This window comes from Streptomyces sp. NBC_01775 (assembly GCF_035917675.1).
In the GTDB taxonomy this organism is placed as follows: Bacteria; Actinomycetota; Actinomycetes; order Streptomycetales; family Streptomycetaceae; genus Streptomyces.
Genome location: NZ_CP109104.1, coordinates 982263 through 997535, shown reverse-complemented (window position 1 = coordinate 997535; position 15273 = coordinate 982263). Strand labels below are relative to the sequence as shown.

Here is a 15273-nt window from a genome sequence, read left to right as displayed (position 1 = left end):
CGCCGCCGCACCGGCCCGCACGCCGCCGCACCGGAGAGCCGCTGCCCCGGCCCGCGTGACACCCCGACGGCGCGTCCGAAGAACCCAGGAGAGACCTTGACCCCCGCAATCCCCCGCGCCACCGGCCGGGAGGCCGACGAGAGCGGCACCGGCCCACGCCGCACCCGGCCGGTGCCCACGACCTCCCACTGGGGCGCCTACCGCGTCCACCCCGGCGCGGACGGACGCCCCGTCATCCGGCCGCACCCCAAGGACCCCTCGCCCTCGCCCCTGCTCGGCAACGTCGCCGGATCCGTGCACCACCCCACCCGGGTCGCCCGGCCCGCCGTGCGGCGCGGCTGGCTGGAACACGGCCCCGGCGGCGGCGCGCGAGGGGGCGACAAGCGCGGCACCGAGCCCTTCGTCGAGGTCGAATGGAGCGAGGCGCTCGATCTGGCAGCCGCCGAACTCACCCGTGTACGCGACACCTACGGGCCCGCTGCCGTCTTCGGCGGCTCCTACGGCTGGGCCTCCGCGGGCCGCTTCCACCACGCCCAGAGCCAACTGCACCGGTTCCTCTCGCTGTTCGGCGGCTACACCTCCTCGCGCAACTCCTACAGCCTGGGCACCTCGCTGGTGCTGCTGCCCCATCTGGTCGGCGCGCGGGGGGCCCAAGCCGTGCTGCGGGCCGCCTCCAGCTGGCCGACACTGGTGCGGCACACCCGGCTGATCGTCGCCTTCGGCGGCATCCCCGCCAAGAACGTGCACGTCACCCCCGGCGGCGTCACCCAGCACCGCACCCCGGAGCGCCTGGCGGCGCTCGCCGCCTCCGGCACCCACGTCGCCCTCGTCAGCCCGCTGCGCGCGGACCTGCCCGAGGAGCTGGACACCACCTGGTACCCCGTACGTCCCGCCACCGACACCGCCTTGATGCTCGGCCTCGCCCACACCCTGCTCACCGAGAACCTGCACGACCGCACTTTCCTCGACCGCTGCACCACCGGCTTCGACACCTTCGCGCGCTACCTCGACGGGCGCGCGGACGGCACCCCCAAGTCGGCCCGGTGGGCCGCCGAGCTGTGCGGGCTGGAGGCCGGGGACATCGTGCGGCTGGCCCGGCGGATGGCGGCGACCCGCACCCTGGTCACCGTCACCTGGTCGCTCCAGCGCGCGCAGCACGGCGAACAGCCGGTGTGGGCCGCACTGGCGCTCGCCGCGATGCTCGGCCAGATCGGCCTGCCCGGCGGCGGCTTCGGCCACGGCTACGGCTCCATGGGCGACGTCGGCGACCACGGCCCCCAACTGCGCCTGCCGACGCTGCCCCAAGGCCCCAACCCCGTCGCGGACTTCATCCCCTGCGCGCGCGTCTCCGACATGCTGCTGCACCCCGGCGAGAGCTACGACTACGACGGCGAGCGCCGCACCTACCCCCACATCCGGCTGGTGCACTGGGCGGGCGGCAACCCCTTCCACCACCACCAGGACCTGGGACGGCTGCGCCGTGCCTTCGCCCGGCCCGACACCGTCCTCGTCCACGAGCCGCACTGGACGGCCACCGCACGCCACGCGGACCTCGTGCTGCCGACCACCACTTCCCTGGAGCGCGAGGACATCGGCGGCGGGCGCCGGGACACCCATCTGATCGCCATGCACCAGGCCCTCGACCCGGTCGGAGAGGCCCGCGACGACTACGGGATCCTGGCCGGACTGGCGGCCCGCCTGGGCTTCGCCGACCGCTTCACCGAAGGCCGCACACCGCGCCAGTGGCTCCAGCACCTCTACGGCACCTGGCGCGAGGAGCGCGCCGCCGCCGGAGAGCCCCCGCCTCGCTTCGACCGGTTCTGGGCCGAGGAGGAGTACGAACTGCCGGGCGACACCGAGGAGTTCACGCTCTTCGAGGACTTCCGCCGCGACCCTGCCGGGCACCCGCTGGACACTCCGAGCGGCCGGATCGAGATCTTCAGCGCCGCGCTGGCCGCACTGAAGCTGCCGGACTGCCCAGGACACCCCTCCTGGCTCGCCCCCGACGAGTGGCCCGGCAGCCCCGCCGCCGCCCGCCACCCGCTGCTGCTGATCGCCAACCAGCCCGCCACCCGCCTGCACAGCCAGTCCGACACCGGAGCGGTCAGCCTCGCCGGGAAGGTCGCCGGACGCGAGGCCGTGGAGCTGCACCCGCACGACGCCCGCGCCCGCGGCATCGGCGACGGGGACGTCGTCCGGCTCTTCAACGACCGTGGCGCCGTACTCGCCGGAGCCCTGCTGCACGAGGGGCTGCGGCCGGGTGTCGTACGGCTGCCCACCGGCGCCTGGTTCGATCCCGTACCGCAGGACTCCGGCCCCGTACCGCGGGACGGCGACGAGGGCGCCCCGCTGTGCGCGCACGGCAATCCCAACACCCTCACCGCCGACGTCCCCAGCTCCCGGCTCAGCCAGGGCAGCACGGGACAGCACGCCCTCGTCCAGGCGGAGCGCTACGAGGGCGAGCCACCCCCGGTCACCGTCCACCGGCCGCCCCGCCTCCTGGCCCGCGCTTCCGTATCCAGCGACGTATCCCCGGACGTATCCCACGACGCGCCCTCCGACGTATCGACCGACGCAGACACCGACCGGCCGGAGACCCGATGACCTCCCTCACGAGCCACGCCCCCCACGCCCTCAACAGCCCTACCGAGGACGCCGGTTCCGCGCTGCCGCCGGTGGACCTGGACCAGCTGCCCGCCCTCCGTGCGGCCCTCGCCGAGCGTGCCGCCGAGCACGACCGCGACGCGAGCTTCCCCACCGAGGGCTTCGGCCTCGTGCACGAGGCCGGGCTGCTGACCGCCACCGTCGGCACCCGCTGGGGCGGCCACGGCGCCGGGCTCGCGGACACCGTGCGCATCCTGCGCGAACTGGGCGCCGGGGACCCCGCCGTCGCCCTCGTCACCGCCATGACCCTGTTCGCCCACGCCGAGGAGGCCCGCGGCCCCCGCTGGCCCGCCGCCTCCTACGCCCAGCTGCTGGCCGAGTCAGGGCGCGCCCCGGCGCTGGTGAACGCGCTGCGCGTCGAGCCCGAACTCGGCAGCCCGGTGCGCGGCGGGCTGCCCGCCACCACGGCGCGCCGCCACGACGGGCACTGGACGCTGACCGGCCGCAAGATCTACTCCACCGGCGCCGTCGGGCTCAGCCGGATGCTGGTGTTCGCCCGTACCGACGAAGACCCCGTGCGCGTCGGCACGTTCGTCGTCCGCTCCGGCAGCCCGGGGCTGCGCGTCGAGGAGACCTGGGATCATGTCGGGCTGCGCGCCAGCCGCAGCGACGACGTGGTCCTGGACGGCGTCCGCGTCGAGGCGGACGACGTCATCGGCCTCGACGTGCCCGGCGATACCCCCGGAGCCCGGCCGGACCCGGCGACCGGAGCCTGGAACGCGCTCGGCCTGACCGCCCTCTACCTGGGCGTCGCCTCCGCGGCCCGCGACTGGCTGACCCGCTTCCTGCACGAGCGCGTTCCCACGGCACTCGGCGCCCCGCTGGCGACCCTGCCGCGCTTCCAGACCGCAGTCGGAGAGATCGAGGCGCGGCTGACCGGCGCCCGGACCCTGGTGGAAGCGCTCGCCGCCCGCCTCGACACGGGCGGCGCCGCCGCCGAGGAGGCCGCGGCACATGCCGGAACCGCCAAGGTCCTGGGCACCCGCGCCGCCGTCTCCGCCGTGGAGCAGGCCCTCACCCTCACCGGCAACCACGGGCTGACCCGCGCCAATCCGCTGCAACGCCACTACCGCGACGTGCTCTGCTCCCGCGTCCACACCCCGCAGGACGACGCGGCCCTCGCGGATGCGGGCCGCCGGGCCCTCGACCGCGCGGCGCCCGGCCCCGCGCCGGCCTGATCCCACCCCGCAGAGCCCCACCGGCCCACAGCCCAGACAGATCCAGACAGAGAGGCACGCGCCCATGACCCCGCCCGACATCGAGTTCATCGGCATGATCGGCACCCAGGACTCCTCCGAGACCCGGCCCGGCCAAGGCCCGCTGATCGACCCCGCGTACACCGTCCGGTTCGCCCGCGCGCACGAGGACGCGGGCTTCGACCGGGTCCTCATCGGATACAGCTCGGGCCGCCCCGACGGCACCCAGGTCGCCGCGCACGTGGCGGCCCGCACCGAACGGCTCGGGCTGCTCGTCGCCCACCGCCCCGGATTCGTCGCACCCACCCTGGCCGCGCGGACCTTCGCGACCCTCGACCAGTTCACCGAGGGCCGCGTCGCCGTCCACACCATCAGCGGCGGCAACGACACCGAACAGCGCCGCGACGGCGACTATCTCGGCAAGGACGAGCGCTACGAGCGCACCGACGAATACCTCGGCATCCTGCGCCGCGCCTGGAGCAGCACCGAGCCCTTCAGCCACTCCGGTGCGCACTACCGCTTCGAGGACTACGCCCCCGCCGTGCTGCCCCACCGGGAGAGCGGGATACCGCTGTACTTCGGCGGCTCCTCCGAGGCCGCATACCGGGTGGGCGGCGCACACGCCGACGTCTTCGCCCTGTGGGGCGAGCCGCTGGCCGAGACCGCCGAACAGATCGCCGCCGTACGGGCGGCGGCCGAAGCGGCCGGGCGGTCCACACCGCCGCGCATCAGCGTCTCCTTCCGGCCCATCCTCGGCCCGACCGAGGACGCCGCGTGGGAGCGGGCGCACCGCATCCTGGAGACCATCCAGTCCGGAGTGGGAAGCCCCTTCTTCGACCAGGTCCGCCAGCAGCGGGTCGGAGCCTCCGACGCCGGCCCGCAGAACGCCGGGTCCCAGCGGCTGCTGGCCGCCGCCGCCCGCAAGGACCTGCACGACCGGGCCCTGTGGACCCCCACGGCGACCGCCAGCGGCGCGGGCGGCAACACCACCGCGCTGGTGGGCACCCCGGAGACCGTCGCCCGCGCCCTGCTCGACTACGTCGACATCGGCGTCACCACCTTGCTGATCCGCGGATACGACCCGCTGGACGACGCCGTCGACTACGGCAGGCACCTGCTGCCCCTCGTACGCCAGGAACTCGCCCACCGCGCCACGGCCACGGCCTCCGCCTCCGTCACCGCTGGGAGCGCCCGATGACAGAGCCCGCACTCGCACCCGTACCCGTACCCGTACCCGAGCAGGAGGCCACCGCCTGGTACCCGCCGCCCGCCGTCGCACCGCGCGGCACGCTGCTCGTGCTGCCCGGCCGGGGCGAACACCCCGGCGTCTACGAGCGCTTCGGGCGGCGGCTGGCCGCCGACGGCTATGTGGTGCACGCGCTGGAGCTCCCGCCCGACGCGGGTCCCGAAGAGGCGGCGGCCGTGATCCGGCCGGCCACCGGTGACGAACCGGCCGCGCCGCTGGTCCTCGTCGGCAGCGACACGGGCGCGCTCCAGGCCCTGCACACGGCGGCTGTTCCGGCCCTGCCCGGACTGCCCCTCGCAGGTGTGGTCGTCGCCGGAGCCGCGCCGGCGGCCGGAGCCGCGCCGGGGGACGGACCGGCTTCGGCCGACGCCCCTGCGGCCGGAACGGACGGCGGAGGGAGCGGGGCCGAGGCCGCCTGGGAGAGCGAACTCGACGCCCGTTCCGCCTGCCCGACCCACCGGGCCCGGCTGACGGCCGATGCCTCCTTCGAGCGGGGCGCCCTCAACACCCCCGTACCCGACCGGCTGCGCGGCGAGGCGCACACCGCGCTGCCCGTGCTGGTGCTGCACGGCGCGGCCGACCCCGTCACACCCCTCACCCAGGCCCGCGCCCTGGCCGCACGGCTGCCGCTGGCCACGCTGGGCGTGCTGCGCGAGGGCCGGCACGACGTCCTCAACGACGCGTCGCACCGCAGCACGGCGGCCACCCTCGTGCTGTGGCTCGAACGCCTGCGGGGCGGGCCGTCGGCCCCGCCGGTACTGACCGTCGAGACCGGACCGACCGGACCGACCGGACCGACCGGACCGACCGCGCCGACCGGAACACGAGAGGGGAAGGCGTGAGCGTCTCCACCCACCACACGGCCCACCCGTCGGCGTATGCCGCGAAACCGCAGAGCTCCGCCGCCGACCCGGCGGGGACGCTGCGCCGCGCCCTGCGCCAGCACGCTGCCGGGGTCACCGTCATCACCGTCCCCGGGCCCGCCGGTTTCACGGCGACCTCCTTCACCTCCGTGTCGCTCGAACCGGCGCTCGTCTCCTTCTATTTGGGCCTCTCCGCCTCCACCGTGCGGGCGGTACGCGCGGCCGAGCGCTTCGCGGTCCATGTGCTGGGGCCGGGGAACGAGGCCCTGGCGGAACAGTTCGCGCGCAGCCGCGTCGACAGGTTCGCGGGTGTGCCGTGGACGCCGGGGCCAGGCGGGCTGCCGCTCCTCGACGCGGCGCCGCTCTGGCTCACCGCGCGCACCACGCTGCTGAGGGAGATCGGCGACCATCTGCTCGTCGTCGGCGAGGTGGAGGACAGCGGTGGCGAGGGCGGCCCGACCGGCCTGGTCCACCACGAGGGCGGCTTCCGCGAGGCCGCTCCGCTGGGGCCCGCGCGAAGAGAGTGACGAGGCGGCGGGGCCCGAGCTGCTCCGCCTCCGCCCCTGGTACCCCCCTCACACCTTCGGCGTCATCGGATGCTCGCAGGTGCGGCGGGAGGACCCGTCGCGGACGGTGAAGCGGACGGTGCGTGCCGCGCGGTCCAGGTGGAGGGTCCGCTCCTGCGTCCACCCCTGGAGCCGGAACTCCCCGCCGCCGACATGGACCAGCCCGATGCCCGGCCCGTCGCGCCTGCCCCCGTCCCCTTCCCCGACGTCCCCTTCCCCGACGTCCCCTTCCCCGACGTCCGCCTCGGCCTCGGCCTCGGTCAGGAAGAGGCCGTCAGGCCGGGGCACGACAGCTGCCTCGGTGTCGCCCGGCCCGTCGGCCGTCTCGTCCAGCGCCTCGCCCCACCAGTGCCGGAAGTCGGCCGGCACCGTGAACCCGCAGGCGAAGGTGGCCCGCTCGACGGGCCCCAGCGGGACCTCCGGCCGCTCGAACAGGACGTTCGCCAGGCCGACCTCTTCGGCGAAGCCGGGCGGGAAGAGGCCGAACAGCGCGGGGCTCACCGCGTGGTCGAGAACGAGGTGCACCCGCGCGTACTCGCCGTGGTTGGCGACGGAGTGCGGGCGCGAGAAGTCGCCGTACCAGAAGGTGCCCGGCTGCCACCGGCAGGCCTCCCCGTCCAGGACGAGCACCGCGCCCTCGTTGGTCGTCACGGGGATGTGCAGCCGCACCGTGCCCTTGGTGAAGCCCAGCGGCGTGTCCCGGTGCGTTTCGACCGAAGCGCCCACCCCCAGCGACATCAGCCGCGCCGCCCGCAGCCCGGGCGGCAGCGAGGCGAGGATCTCCGCGAAGTACGGGGCGCGCTCCAGCCAGGGGGTGTCGCGGTAGGGGAGCGGGCCGGGGCCTCCGGCGTCCGTACGCGCGGGGTCCCCGCCGGGGCTGCGCAGCGCCAGGACCCGCCAGTCGGCGGGGTGTTCGTCGCTCGCCCCCGCCTCGGAGTAGGCCCGCTGCCGCCGCCAGCTGTCACCGGTGAGGATCTCAAGTTCGGCGCGCAGCCGTTCGGCGTCGAAGACGGGAGCGAGCCGCACGGCCGCCGGGTGGGCGTGCGGGTCCGGTGCGTGTCGCGTGGACGTGTCCAGAGCGTCCGTGAGTGCGCGGGGCATGCGTCTCTCCTGGCTGCGAGCGGGTGTTCACCGCCGATCCGCCGGTCGTCGAGGGCGGGCGGCGGCGTGAGTCCGGAGTCCTTGAGATCGGCGCTCACCTCCTCCCCGAGGGCTGCCGGACGGACCGTACGGCGGAATCGTCCGTGGCCAGATGGCCGACGACCCAGGCGAGGGCGGGCGCGTTCTGGCCGAGCACCCGGCGGTCGATGCGGTCGAGCCGGTCACACGTCTGGTGATAGCAAGGATCGAACATCTGCCCGGAGTGGCCCCCGTAACGGGCCTGCTGTTCCGGTGTCTTCACGCCGAGGTTGCCGCCGTCGATGCCGCCGGTCGGAATGCCTACCGCCTCGAACGCCAGATGATCGGAGCCGATGGCGCTCGGGTCCTGGATGTCGTAGGGGAGTTGGTGCCGGTCGAAGTACCCGGTGAACAGCCCGGCGAGCGCGTGGCCGCCGCCGGAGCCCGGATCCCAGACGAAGCGGGCGTGGTTGGAGGGGGCGAGCAGCTCGCCGTTGATGACGGCCGCGATCCGTTGCCGCTCCGGCTCGGAGAGCCGGTCGACGTAGTAGCTGGAGCCGATGTTGACGAGTTCCTCGGCGCCCCACCACATGAAGCGGACCTTGTTGCGTACCGCGCCTTGGTGGGGCGCGAGTTCGAGGGCGGTCTGGAGGACGGTCGCCGCCGTCGAACCGTTGTCGTTGATGCCGGGGCTCTCGGGCACGCTGTCGAGGTGGCCGCCCATCAGCACCACGTCGTCCGGGTCGCCGCCACGGGTCTCGGCGATGAGATTCACCGTCGTCCGCTCGATGTCGCGCGCCCGCAGGGTGAGGTGGACCCGTGCGTCGCCGTGCGCCGCCTCGCGTGCCAGCCGCTCCCCGTCCTCCTGGGAGACCGAGGCCATGGGGAGGACGAAGTCCGAGGCCGGCATGCCGATGAGCCGGTAGATGTTGCGGGGCGAGGGCGTCGGATAGGAGAGGAGCACGGCGACGGCGCCCGCTTCGGCGGCCGTCTTCTGCTGGTGGCCGAAACCGCAGGCGTTGCGCGCGAGCACGACCACGGCGCCCTTCACCGGAACCCCGTCGTAGTCGGAGACCTGGCAGCCGGTCCGCCCCTCGGGCAGCGACACCGCCCGCGCGTCGATGCCCTCCTTGGCTGTCGACGGCGTGAAGCGCGTCATCAGCGCCCGCACCTTCCGGTTGCCGCCGCCCGCCTGAACCGACAGGTCTTCCTTCCGTACATCGAAGTCGGTGTACGGGACGGACTGCCGGGTGACCTTGTATCCGGCGTCGGTGAGCTGCCCGCTGACGTAGGCCGCCGAGCGGGTGAACCCGGGGCGCGCGTAGCCCCGGTTGCCGCCCTCGGCATCGGCGATGTCCTGCAAGGCCCGCAGATGCCGGGCGACCTTGGGCCCCGTCACCCCGGACTCCAGCCGCTCGGCGAGCCCCGGTGAGGAGGAGGACGCGGGGCTGCCGGAGGAGGACGCGGGGCCTGCGGGCGGGGCGTCCGGCGGAGGGGCCGCGGCGGACGGCTGCCACGCCAGACAGGTCAGCAGCAAGGCGGCCACGCCGATCAGCGCGCGCCGGGCAAGGGCTGTGGACACGGGGAGTGTTCCCTTCACGCGGTGCGGTGCGCGTGCGGCCTCGCCGCCGGAGCGCTGACGGACACGGGCAGGGACCGCAGCCCGCGCAGGGTGGCTGTCGGTTCGTACACCGCGGGCCCCCGGGCGGTGAGGACGAGGCCCGCGTCGCCGAGCGCGCTCAGCACGGCGCGCAGTTGCAAGGTGGCGAAGGCGGCGCCCAGACAGGCGTGGGCGCCCCGCCCGAAGGCCAGGTGGACGCCCCGGCGCCGGTTGAGGCCGACGGTGTCGGGGGCGGCGAACACCTCCGGGTCGCGGTTGGCGGCCCCCAGCATCAGTACGACGACCTCGCCGCGCCGTACGCGCTCCTCCCCGACGTCGGTGTCGCTGACGCAGACCCGGGCGTCCGCCTGCACGGGGCCCTCCAGCCGCAGCAGCTCGTCGACCAGCGCGTCCAGCGCCTCCGGTGGGGCGCCACCCTTCGACGGGGCGCCGCCGCCGACGGGGGCCAGCAGCGCGGGCTCGGCCACCAGGCGGGCCAGCGCGTTGCCCAGCAGGCGGCTGACCGACTCGTAGCCCGCGTGCAGCACCGCGCGCAGCGAGTTCGCCAGCACGGTCTCGGGCACGCCGGGCGTGCCCTCGCCGGCCGCGCGCGGCGTGCTCCCGCGGTCGGCCGCGGGTGCCGTGCTGTCGCGGGCCGCACGCGCCGCGCCCAGGAAGCCGTCGCCACCGGCCGTTTCCAGCCAGTCGCCGACCATCCGGCTCAGCTCGCCCCTGGCCTTGGTGCCGGGCTCGGCGCGTGCGGGGTCCAGCCCGGCGTCCATGCTGCGGACGATCGCGTTGGACATCTCCTCGAACCAGGGCCCGTCGGGCGGTTCCACGCCGAGGAATCCGCACATCGTGCGCAGCGCGAGAGGCCGGGCGAACTCGCTGACGAGGTCGACGGGATGGCCGCTGTCCCGTAGTCCGGCCACCTGCCGCTCCGCGAGCCTCGCCGTCGCCTCCGCCATGGACGCGGGGGAGCGGGCGTGCAGCGCGGAGACCAGCAGATGCCGGATCGCGCCGTGCTCGGGCGGGTCGAGGGACTGCACGCTCAGCTGGGCCTCGGGGATGTCCTCGCCGACCCGGCGGAAGTCCGAGCCGAAGGCGGTCGTGTCGCCGAGGACCTGACGGCACTCCGCGTATCCGGTCAGCACCCAGGAGTCCAGCTGCGCGTGCCAGTAGACCCTCTTGTGCTGCCGGAGTCGCCGGTAGTAGGGGTGCGGGGCAGCGATGACCGCCGGAGCCAACGGGTCGTAGAGCGGGTCCCGCGGTGTCTGCGTCGCTCCCGTCATGACCAGCCTCTCTGCCTCGTGCCCCAGGGAATCGCTCTGGGGACTGCCTTGGAGATCGCCCCAGGAGGTAGCTCGGGGGATTCGCACGTGGGACTCGCACGTGGTGCGCACGTGCGGAGCCTGTGCCGCGGCCACGCCCGCGTGGGCGTGGCCGCGACAGCCAACGCATCAGTGGATGTAACGCATGGCGTTCTCCTCTCTGCGAGGGGTCGGGGGCCGTCGTGGAGCCGTGCAGGGCGCTCCGACGACGAGTTCGGGGGCAGGCGCCGGCGGGCGGTGCGGCCGGGTGTACCGAGGGCTCAGCCGTGGCCCGGCACCTCGATGGGGAGCGGGATGCGGGGAGTTCCCTTCATCCGGCCGGGGTTTCGGTCCCCGCCGGAGAAGCCGCGGGCCGGGCGTCATGAACGAGGACGAGGACGAGGACGAAGCCGGGGCCGCGCCGGCAGTGCGGGAGGCCGGGCCTGAAGTGCGCCCGCCATGCCGCGAGCGTGGCCCGGCTCCCCAGGCGGGCCCGCCAAGTGAGGTGCTCGGCCCGCGCGGTGTGCTCCCGCAGGGCGCGGACGAGCGCAAGGGTCTGGGGTCGGTGAGGGCCGCCGCTGAAGCAGACCGGCCCGGCGTCGGCGGGCGCGGCCGGGGCCGGGGGCGCGGGTATGGGCGCCTGTGCGGGTGCGGGTGCGGGTGCGGGTGCGGGTGCGGGCGCCGGTGCCGGTGCCGGTGCCGTCGGCACCGGGCGCGAGGACCCGGTCGCGAGAGATCTCGCAATAGGGATTCAGGTCCATGTCGGCGCCCGCGAGTTCCGGCAGGAGCGTCTTCGAATACTCCATGTCGAGAATGTTGTCAACGGTGACGATGTCGGGGATCTGATGGCGCCGCACCAGGTCCCCCAGGCGCGTCCTGACCCGTTCCGGAGGACGGGAGCGGAACTTCATTGTCAACCCGTAGAGGCCGCAGAACGGGCAGGTGTGTTTTTCACCCCACCAGCAGCCAAAGGCCGCCTCGTAGAACGGGGTCGGTTTCACGGACGGCCTGAGCGGCCTTTCTTCGAGTTTCTGGAAACAGGTGTCGAACTCGGGGCAGGGAATCTCGCCCATTGCCGACGGGGCGCCGAAGGCGTTCGTCACCGTGCTGCCTTCCTCCGCCGTCCAGGAAATCCTCCCGACCTCTTCCACGGCGCGCAGTCCCTCGAGATGTCCGAGGAATTCCACATAAGAGCGCCGGGCCTCGCCGCTGATGACGTGGCCGACGAACGGGAAGTTCCGCGCGATGGCCGGGCCCACCGGCGCCTCGCAGCAGCCGCCGCCGAAGAGCGCGGGCGTGCCGGGCGCCGGTCCCTCGACGGACCTGGCCGCCGCGCGGGAGGGCACGTTCTGCTGGAAGGTGCTGCTGAAGCCGATGACCCCGGGCCCGGCGGCCACGGTCTCCCGGGCCGGCGCGGAGATGAAGCGGACGGCACGGGTGGCCGTGCCCTCGGGCTCGCCGGGGTCCACACCGTGCTCGGCCGGGTAACTCCGGTAATGCTCCCGGCGCCGGTTCCCGGCTCCGTGGAGCGCCGGGGTGAACACCCGGTCGCCCATGCCGTGCCACACCCCGGTATTGGCCAAGTAGTCGAAGCACTCCGGGGCGAGGGGACCGCCGCTGGCTTCCCGTAGATATTCGGGACGGTGCGGGTTCGCGTGGCGCGTCCGGATCTCGTGGTGATTGCGGCATGCGCGGGTCCGGGCCTTGAGAGCGCCGAGCGGAAGGGAAGGCGTGGCGAGCAGCTGCCATGGCACGGAAACAAGAGAAACTCGCATGTCCGCCTTCCCCGTGGATTACCCGGAAACTGGGACTTCGGTGTGCACGGTTTTGCCGTCGATTGGTCACCCTCCGACACCCCCGCCGCCCGCGCAAGGGGGCGTCACCCCGGATGGCGGGACTTTTCCGCGCACGGAAAAGTGAAAGGTGGACATTTCTGTGGCGGGCGTCAAGTTGGCGGGCGTCAAGTTGGTCATGGCGCGAATGTGCAAAGTCCTCGCGGACACCCGGAGTCGTCGTGAGAGGCTTCGTCCCTGTCGACGACCAAAGGTGTTTACCGATGACGAAACGGCAGGCAGCACGTCGCGGCACCGACCGTGCGGGTCACAAGCTCGCACCCGGCCCCGGCCACCCCACGGGGCGCGACTTCCGGTACCCCACAGGGCACCTCACCCGGCACTCCACCCGGCACAACGGCGTACAGCGCGACGGGTCCCGCTCATGAGCGCGGAGCGGGGGTTCGCCTTGCTCGCGGCCATGTCGGCACTGGAGCGGGAGAGTCCGGGCATCCACCGCCTCGGTGTGATCGCCGAACGCGCGGGCCTCGGCGCCTCCCAGACCAACAAACTCCTGGCCCAGGCCGAGGCGCACGGACTGGTCCACCGCGCCGGATACGGCAGGTACGAACTGACCGTGGCCGCCCGGACGGCCGGGGACGGCGGCGTCCCGGCAGGCGGCGCGGACAAGCTGTCCGGCTCCCCGGGCAGGGACCTGCTGTTGAGCGTGCGGGACGAGGCGGGCGGACACGTCGCGGCACTGCACCTGCCGCGCCTGCTGTCCGCCGCCCGGTTGCGGTGCGAACTCGTGGACATGGTCTGCGCACCGGAACAACGCACTCCCGCCGTCGGCATCCTGGCCCATCGGGAGCCGACCAGGACAGCGGCGGGCCGCGTGCTCCTGGCGGCGCTGCACCGCCTCGGCCACCGCGCCTTTCCGGCGCCCGGCCGGGGGACGCCGCTGGAGAACGTCACCAGCGTGCGGCGCTCCGGCCTCGTCCACCACAGCGCCGACGGCTGGGACTCCCTGGCCACGGCGCTGGGCCACGAGGGCCGTGTCGTCGGCGCGCTGAGTATCAGCGGCCCCTCGAAACAGAAGCCCGGTATCCGGCACTGGGCGGACGTCCTCAACAGGGCCTCCTTCCCCCTGACGAGGAGCGGCTAGCCGCCCGGCCGGTCCTCCCCGCGCCGAACGGATCCCTCCCCCTGTGCGGGGCGGCCCGGTTCGCATACCGTAGGGCCGCCCCGCCCCGCCCCGCCCCGCCCCGCCCCGCCCCACGCCGCTTCCTTCCGCGCCCGAGGACTCGATACGGACATGACCGCAGACACCGACAGACCGCCGCTGGCCATCGTCACCGGCGCGAGCGTGGGCATCGGCGCCGCCGTCGCGCGCACCCTGTCCGAGGCGGGCCACCCGCTGCTGCTCCTGGCCCGCCGCGTCGAGGAGATGGAGGCGCTCGGCCTGCCGGACGCGCTGTGCCGATCCGTCGACGTCAGCGACGCCGAGGCCGTCACCGCCGCCGTCCAGGAGGCCGAGGCGCGGTACGGGCCGGCAGATCTGATCGTCAACAACGCGGGCCAGATGTTCCTGGGGTTCATCGCCGACCAGCCGACCGAGCAGTGGCAGCGGATGGTCGACGTCAACGTCCACGGGCTCCTCAACGGTGTGCGCGCCGTGCTGCCCGGCATGGTCGAGCGGCGGCACGGCACCATCATCAACGTCAGCTCCGTGGCGGGCCGCAACGTCTACCCCAACCACACGGTCTACAGCGGCACCAAGTTCGCCGTGCAGGGCATGTCCGAGAGCCTGCGCGCCGAGGTCTCCGGGCAGGGGGTGCGCGTCATCATCGTCGCCCCCGGTTCCGTGGAGACCGACATCCTCGCGCAGACCACCCACGAGGGGGTCAAGGCCGGATACCAGGCGTTCAAGGACTCGATCGAGCTGCTCGTCCCCGAGGACGTGGCCGCCGCCGTCCTCTTCGCCTACCAGCAGCCGCAGCGCGTCACACTGCGCGAGGTGGTGCTCGCCTCGACCGCTCAGGTCGGCTAGGACGCCCGGCGGACAGCGGCCGGCCCGGTCCCGCCCCACCTCGGCAAATCACCGCTGGCCGAACGTCGCCCGGGTATTGACCGGTCAATTGAGCGACTACTACGGTCAATCCATGACAGCGCCGCTGTACCTCCGGATCCGGAACGAGTTCGAGGGCCGTATCCGCTCCGGAGAACTGCCGCCCGGCTCCCGGTTGCCGACCGAGGCCGAGTTGCAGGAGCAGTACGGGGTCGGCCGCGCCACCGCGCAGCGGGTCCTGCACGAACTGGCCCAGGCCGGCCTCGTCGAACGGCACCGGCGACGGGGCACTTTCGTGGCGGACGGCGTGCGTCAGGAAAACCTGCTCAGGTTCGTCAACCCACGACTGTCCGGTCCGGAGATTCCGGGGCGGCACGAGGTGTACAGCGCCTCGGTCGTCCCAGCCTCCAAGGTCACACCCCCGGTGCCGGGCCTCCCCGACGACACCCCCGTCATCCACCTGATTCGCCGCAAGTTCGATGTCGAGGAAACCCCCATCGCCCTCGAATACGCGACGGTGCCCTTCGCGCTCGCCCCTCATCTCCTCGACGAGGACCTGGCGCACCTCACCATGATTCCCTATTTCCGCAGGCAGGGAGTTCCGCTCGCCACCTCGCGGATGTATCTCGACCCCTTTCTGCTCGACCTGCCGACCGCTGAACTGCTCGCCTGCGAGCCCGGGACCCCCCTGCTCCGGCAACGCAGGCTCACCTGGCTGGAGAACGGCGAGCTGGCCGAATCGGCGGCGTTTCTGATGCGCCCCGGGCTGATGGATTTCTACATCGAGCAGTCCGTCCGCGCGGACTGAGAACGGACCGGAGCCTGTCGTCCAGGCATTCATGTCACACGTGTGACCTCACAAGCGCCGG

At 73.7% G+C, this 15273-nt stretch carries 13 protein-coding genes; 9 read left to right on the top strand and 4 right to left on the bottom strand.

What is annotated here, in order from left to right; translation table 11 throughout:
- Positions 1–96: 96 nt before the first annotated feature.
- From OHB04_RS04815 to OHB04_RS04795, 5 genes are all read left to right on the top strand, one after another.
- Positions 97–2604 (top strand): molybdopterin-dependent oxidoreductase, encoded by a 2508-nt coding sequence (locus OHB04_RS04815; RefSeq protein ID WP_326806872.1) that lies wholly within the window; start codon positions 97–99, stop codon positions 2602–2604.
- Positions 2601–3842 (top strand): acyl-CoA dehydrogenase family protein, encoded by a 1242-nt coding sequence (locus tag OHB04_RS04810; RefSeq protein ID WP_326806871.1) that lies wholly within the window; start codon positions 2601–2603, stop codon positions 3840–3842. Before OHB04_RS04815 ends, OHB04_RS04810 begins: the two co-directional genes overlap by 4 nt.
- Positions 3843–3906: 64 nt before the next feature.
- Entirely contained in the window at positions 3907–5058 is a 1152-nt protein-coding gene (locus OHB04_RS04805; RefSeq protein ID WP_326806870.1) for an LLM class flavin-dependent oxidoreductase, read from the top strand.
- Positions 5055–5948 carry an alpha/beta hydrolase gene (locus tag OHB04_RS04800; protein ID WP_326806869.1) on the top strand — a complete coding sequence of 298 codons (894 nt, stop codon included), beginning with the start codon at positions 5055–5057 and terminating at the stop codon, positions 5946–5948. Before OHB04_RS04805 ends, OHB04_RS04800 begins: the two co-directional genes overlap by 4 nt.
- A complete protein-coding gene (locus OHB04_RS04795) occupies positions 5945–6496 on the top strand; it encodes a flavin reductase family protein (RefSeq protein WP_326806868.1) in 552 nt (183 codons plus the stop codon). Before OHB04_RS04800 ends, OHB04_RS04795 begins: the two co-directional genes overlap by 4 nt.
- Before the next feature lie 48 nt (positions 6497–6544).
- Here OHB04_RS04795 and OHB04_RS04790 read toward each other — a convergent pair whose 3' ends face one another.
- The 4 genes from OHB04_RS04790 to OHB04_RS04775 form a co-directional block, all read right to left on the bottom strand.
- Complete coding sequence (locus OHB04_RS04790; RefSeq protein ID WP_326806867.1) at positions 6545–7636, bottom strand: aspartyl/asparaginyl beta-hydroxylase domain-containing protein; 1092 nt, start codon at positions 7634–7636, stop codon at positions 6545–6547.
- Between the two features lie 94 nt (positions 7637–7730).
- Positions 7731–9236 carry a M28 family peptidase gene (locus tag OHB04_RS04785; protein WP_326806866.1) on the bottom strand — a complete coding sequence of 502 codons (1506 nt, stop codon included), beginning with the start codon at positions 9234–9236 and terminating at the stop codon, positions 7731–7733.
- Positions 9237–9250: 14 nt separating this feature from the next.
- Positions 9251–10546, bottom strand: coding sequence for a cytochrome P450 (locus OHB04_RS04780; RefSeq protein WP_326806865.1), 1296 nt, complete (start codon positions 10544–10546; stop codon positions 9251–9253).
- Positions 10547–10944: 398 nt separating this feature from the next.
- On the bottom strand, positions 10945–12318 hold the full coding sequence (locus OHB04_RS04775; protein ID WP_326806864.1) for a hypothetical protein: 1374 nt from the start codon (positions 12316–12318) through the stop codon (positions 10945–10947).
- Between the two features lie 302 nt (positions 12319–12620).
- Here OHB04_RS04775 and OHB04_RS04770 point away from each other — a divergent pair, with 302 nt between their 5' ends.
- From OHB04_RS04770 to OHB04_RS04755, 4 genes are all read left to right on the top strand, one after another.
- Complete coding sequence (locus OHB04_RS04770; protein WP_326686419.1) at positions 12621–12785, top strand: hypothetical protein; 165 nt, start codon at positions 12621–12623, stop codon at positions 12783–12785.
- A complete protein-coding gene (locus OHB04_RS04765; RefSeq protein WP_326686418.1) occupies positions 12782–13501 on the top strand; it encodes a hypothetical protein in 720 nt (239 codons plus the stop codon). The genes OHB04_RS04770 and OHB04_RS04765 overlap by 4 nt, the downstream gene beginning before the upstream one ends.
- Before the next feature lie 150 nt (positions 13502–13651).
- Positions 13652–14386: an SDR family oxidoreductase gene (locus OHB04_RS04760; protein WP_326686417.1), complete on the top strand. Its 735-nt coding sequence runs from the start codon at positions 13652–13654 to the stop codon at positions 14384–14386.
- A gap of 112 nt (positions 14387–14498) precedes the next feature.
- Positions 14499–15212, top strand: coding sequence for a GntR family transcriptional regulator (locus OHB04_RS04755; protein WP_326686416.1), 714 nt, complete (start codon positions 14499–14501; stop codon positions 15210–15212).
- Positions 15213–15273: the final 61 nt, after the last annotated feature.

Bases quoted from the DNA above. Each gene is read 5' to 3' on its own strand.
- OHB04_RS04810 (WP_326806871.1), top strand. From the start codon at position 2,601: ATGACCTCCCTCACGAGCCACGCCCCCCACGCCCTCAACAGCCCTACC.
- OHB04_RS04780 (WP_326806865.1), bottom strand. From the start codon at position 10,546: ATGACGGGAGCGACGCAGACACCGCGGGACCCGCTCTACGACCCGTTG.
- OHB04_RS04765 (WP_326686418.1), top strand. From the start codon at position 12,782: ATGAGCGCGGAGCGGGGGTTCGCCTTGCTCGCGGCCATGTCGGCACTG.
- OHB04_RS04770 (WP_326686419.1), top strand. From the start codon at position 12,621: ATGACGAAACGGCAGGCAGCACGTCGCGGCACCGACCGTGCGGGTCAC.
- OHB04_RS04790 (WP_326806867.1), bottom strand. From the start codon at position 7,636: ATGCCCCGCGCACTCACGGACGCTCTGGACACGTCCACGCGACACGCA.
- OHB04_RS04805 (WP_326806870.1), top strand. From the start codon at position 3,907: ATGACCCCGCCCGACATCGAGTTCATCGGCATGATCGGCACCCAGGAC.
- OHB04_RS04755 (WP_326686416.1), top strand. From the start codon at position 14,499: ATGACAGCGCCGCTGTACCTCCGGATCCGGAACGAGTTCGAGGGCCGT.
- OHB04_RS04800 (WP_326806869.1), top strand. From the start codon at position 5,055: ATGACAGAGCCCGCACTCGCACCCGTACCCGTACCCGTACCCGAGCAG.
- OHB04_RS04760 (WP_326686417.1), top strand. From the start codon at position 13,652: ATGACCGCAGACACCGACAGACCGCCGCTGGCCATCGTCACCGGCGCG.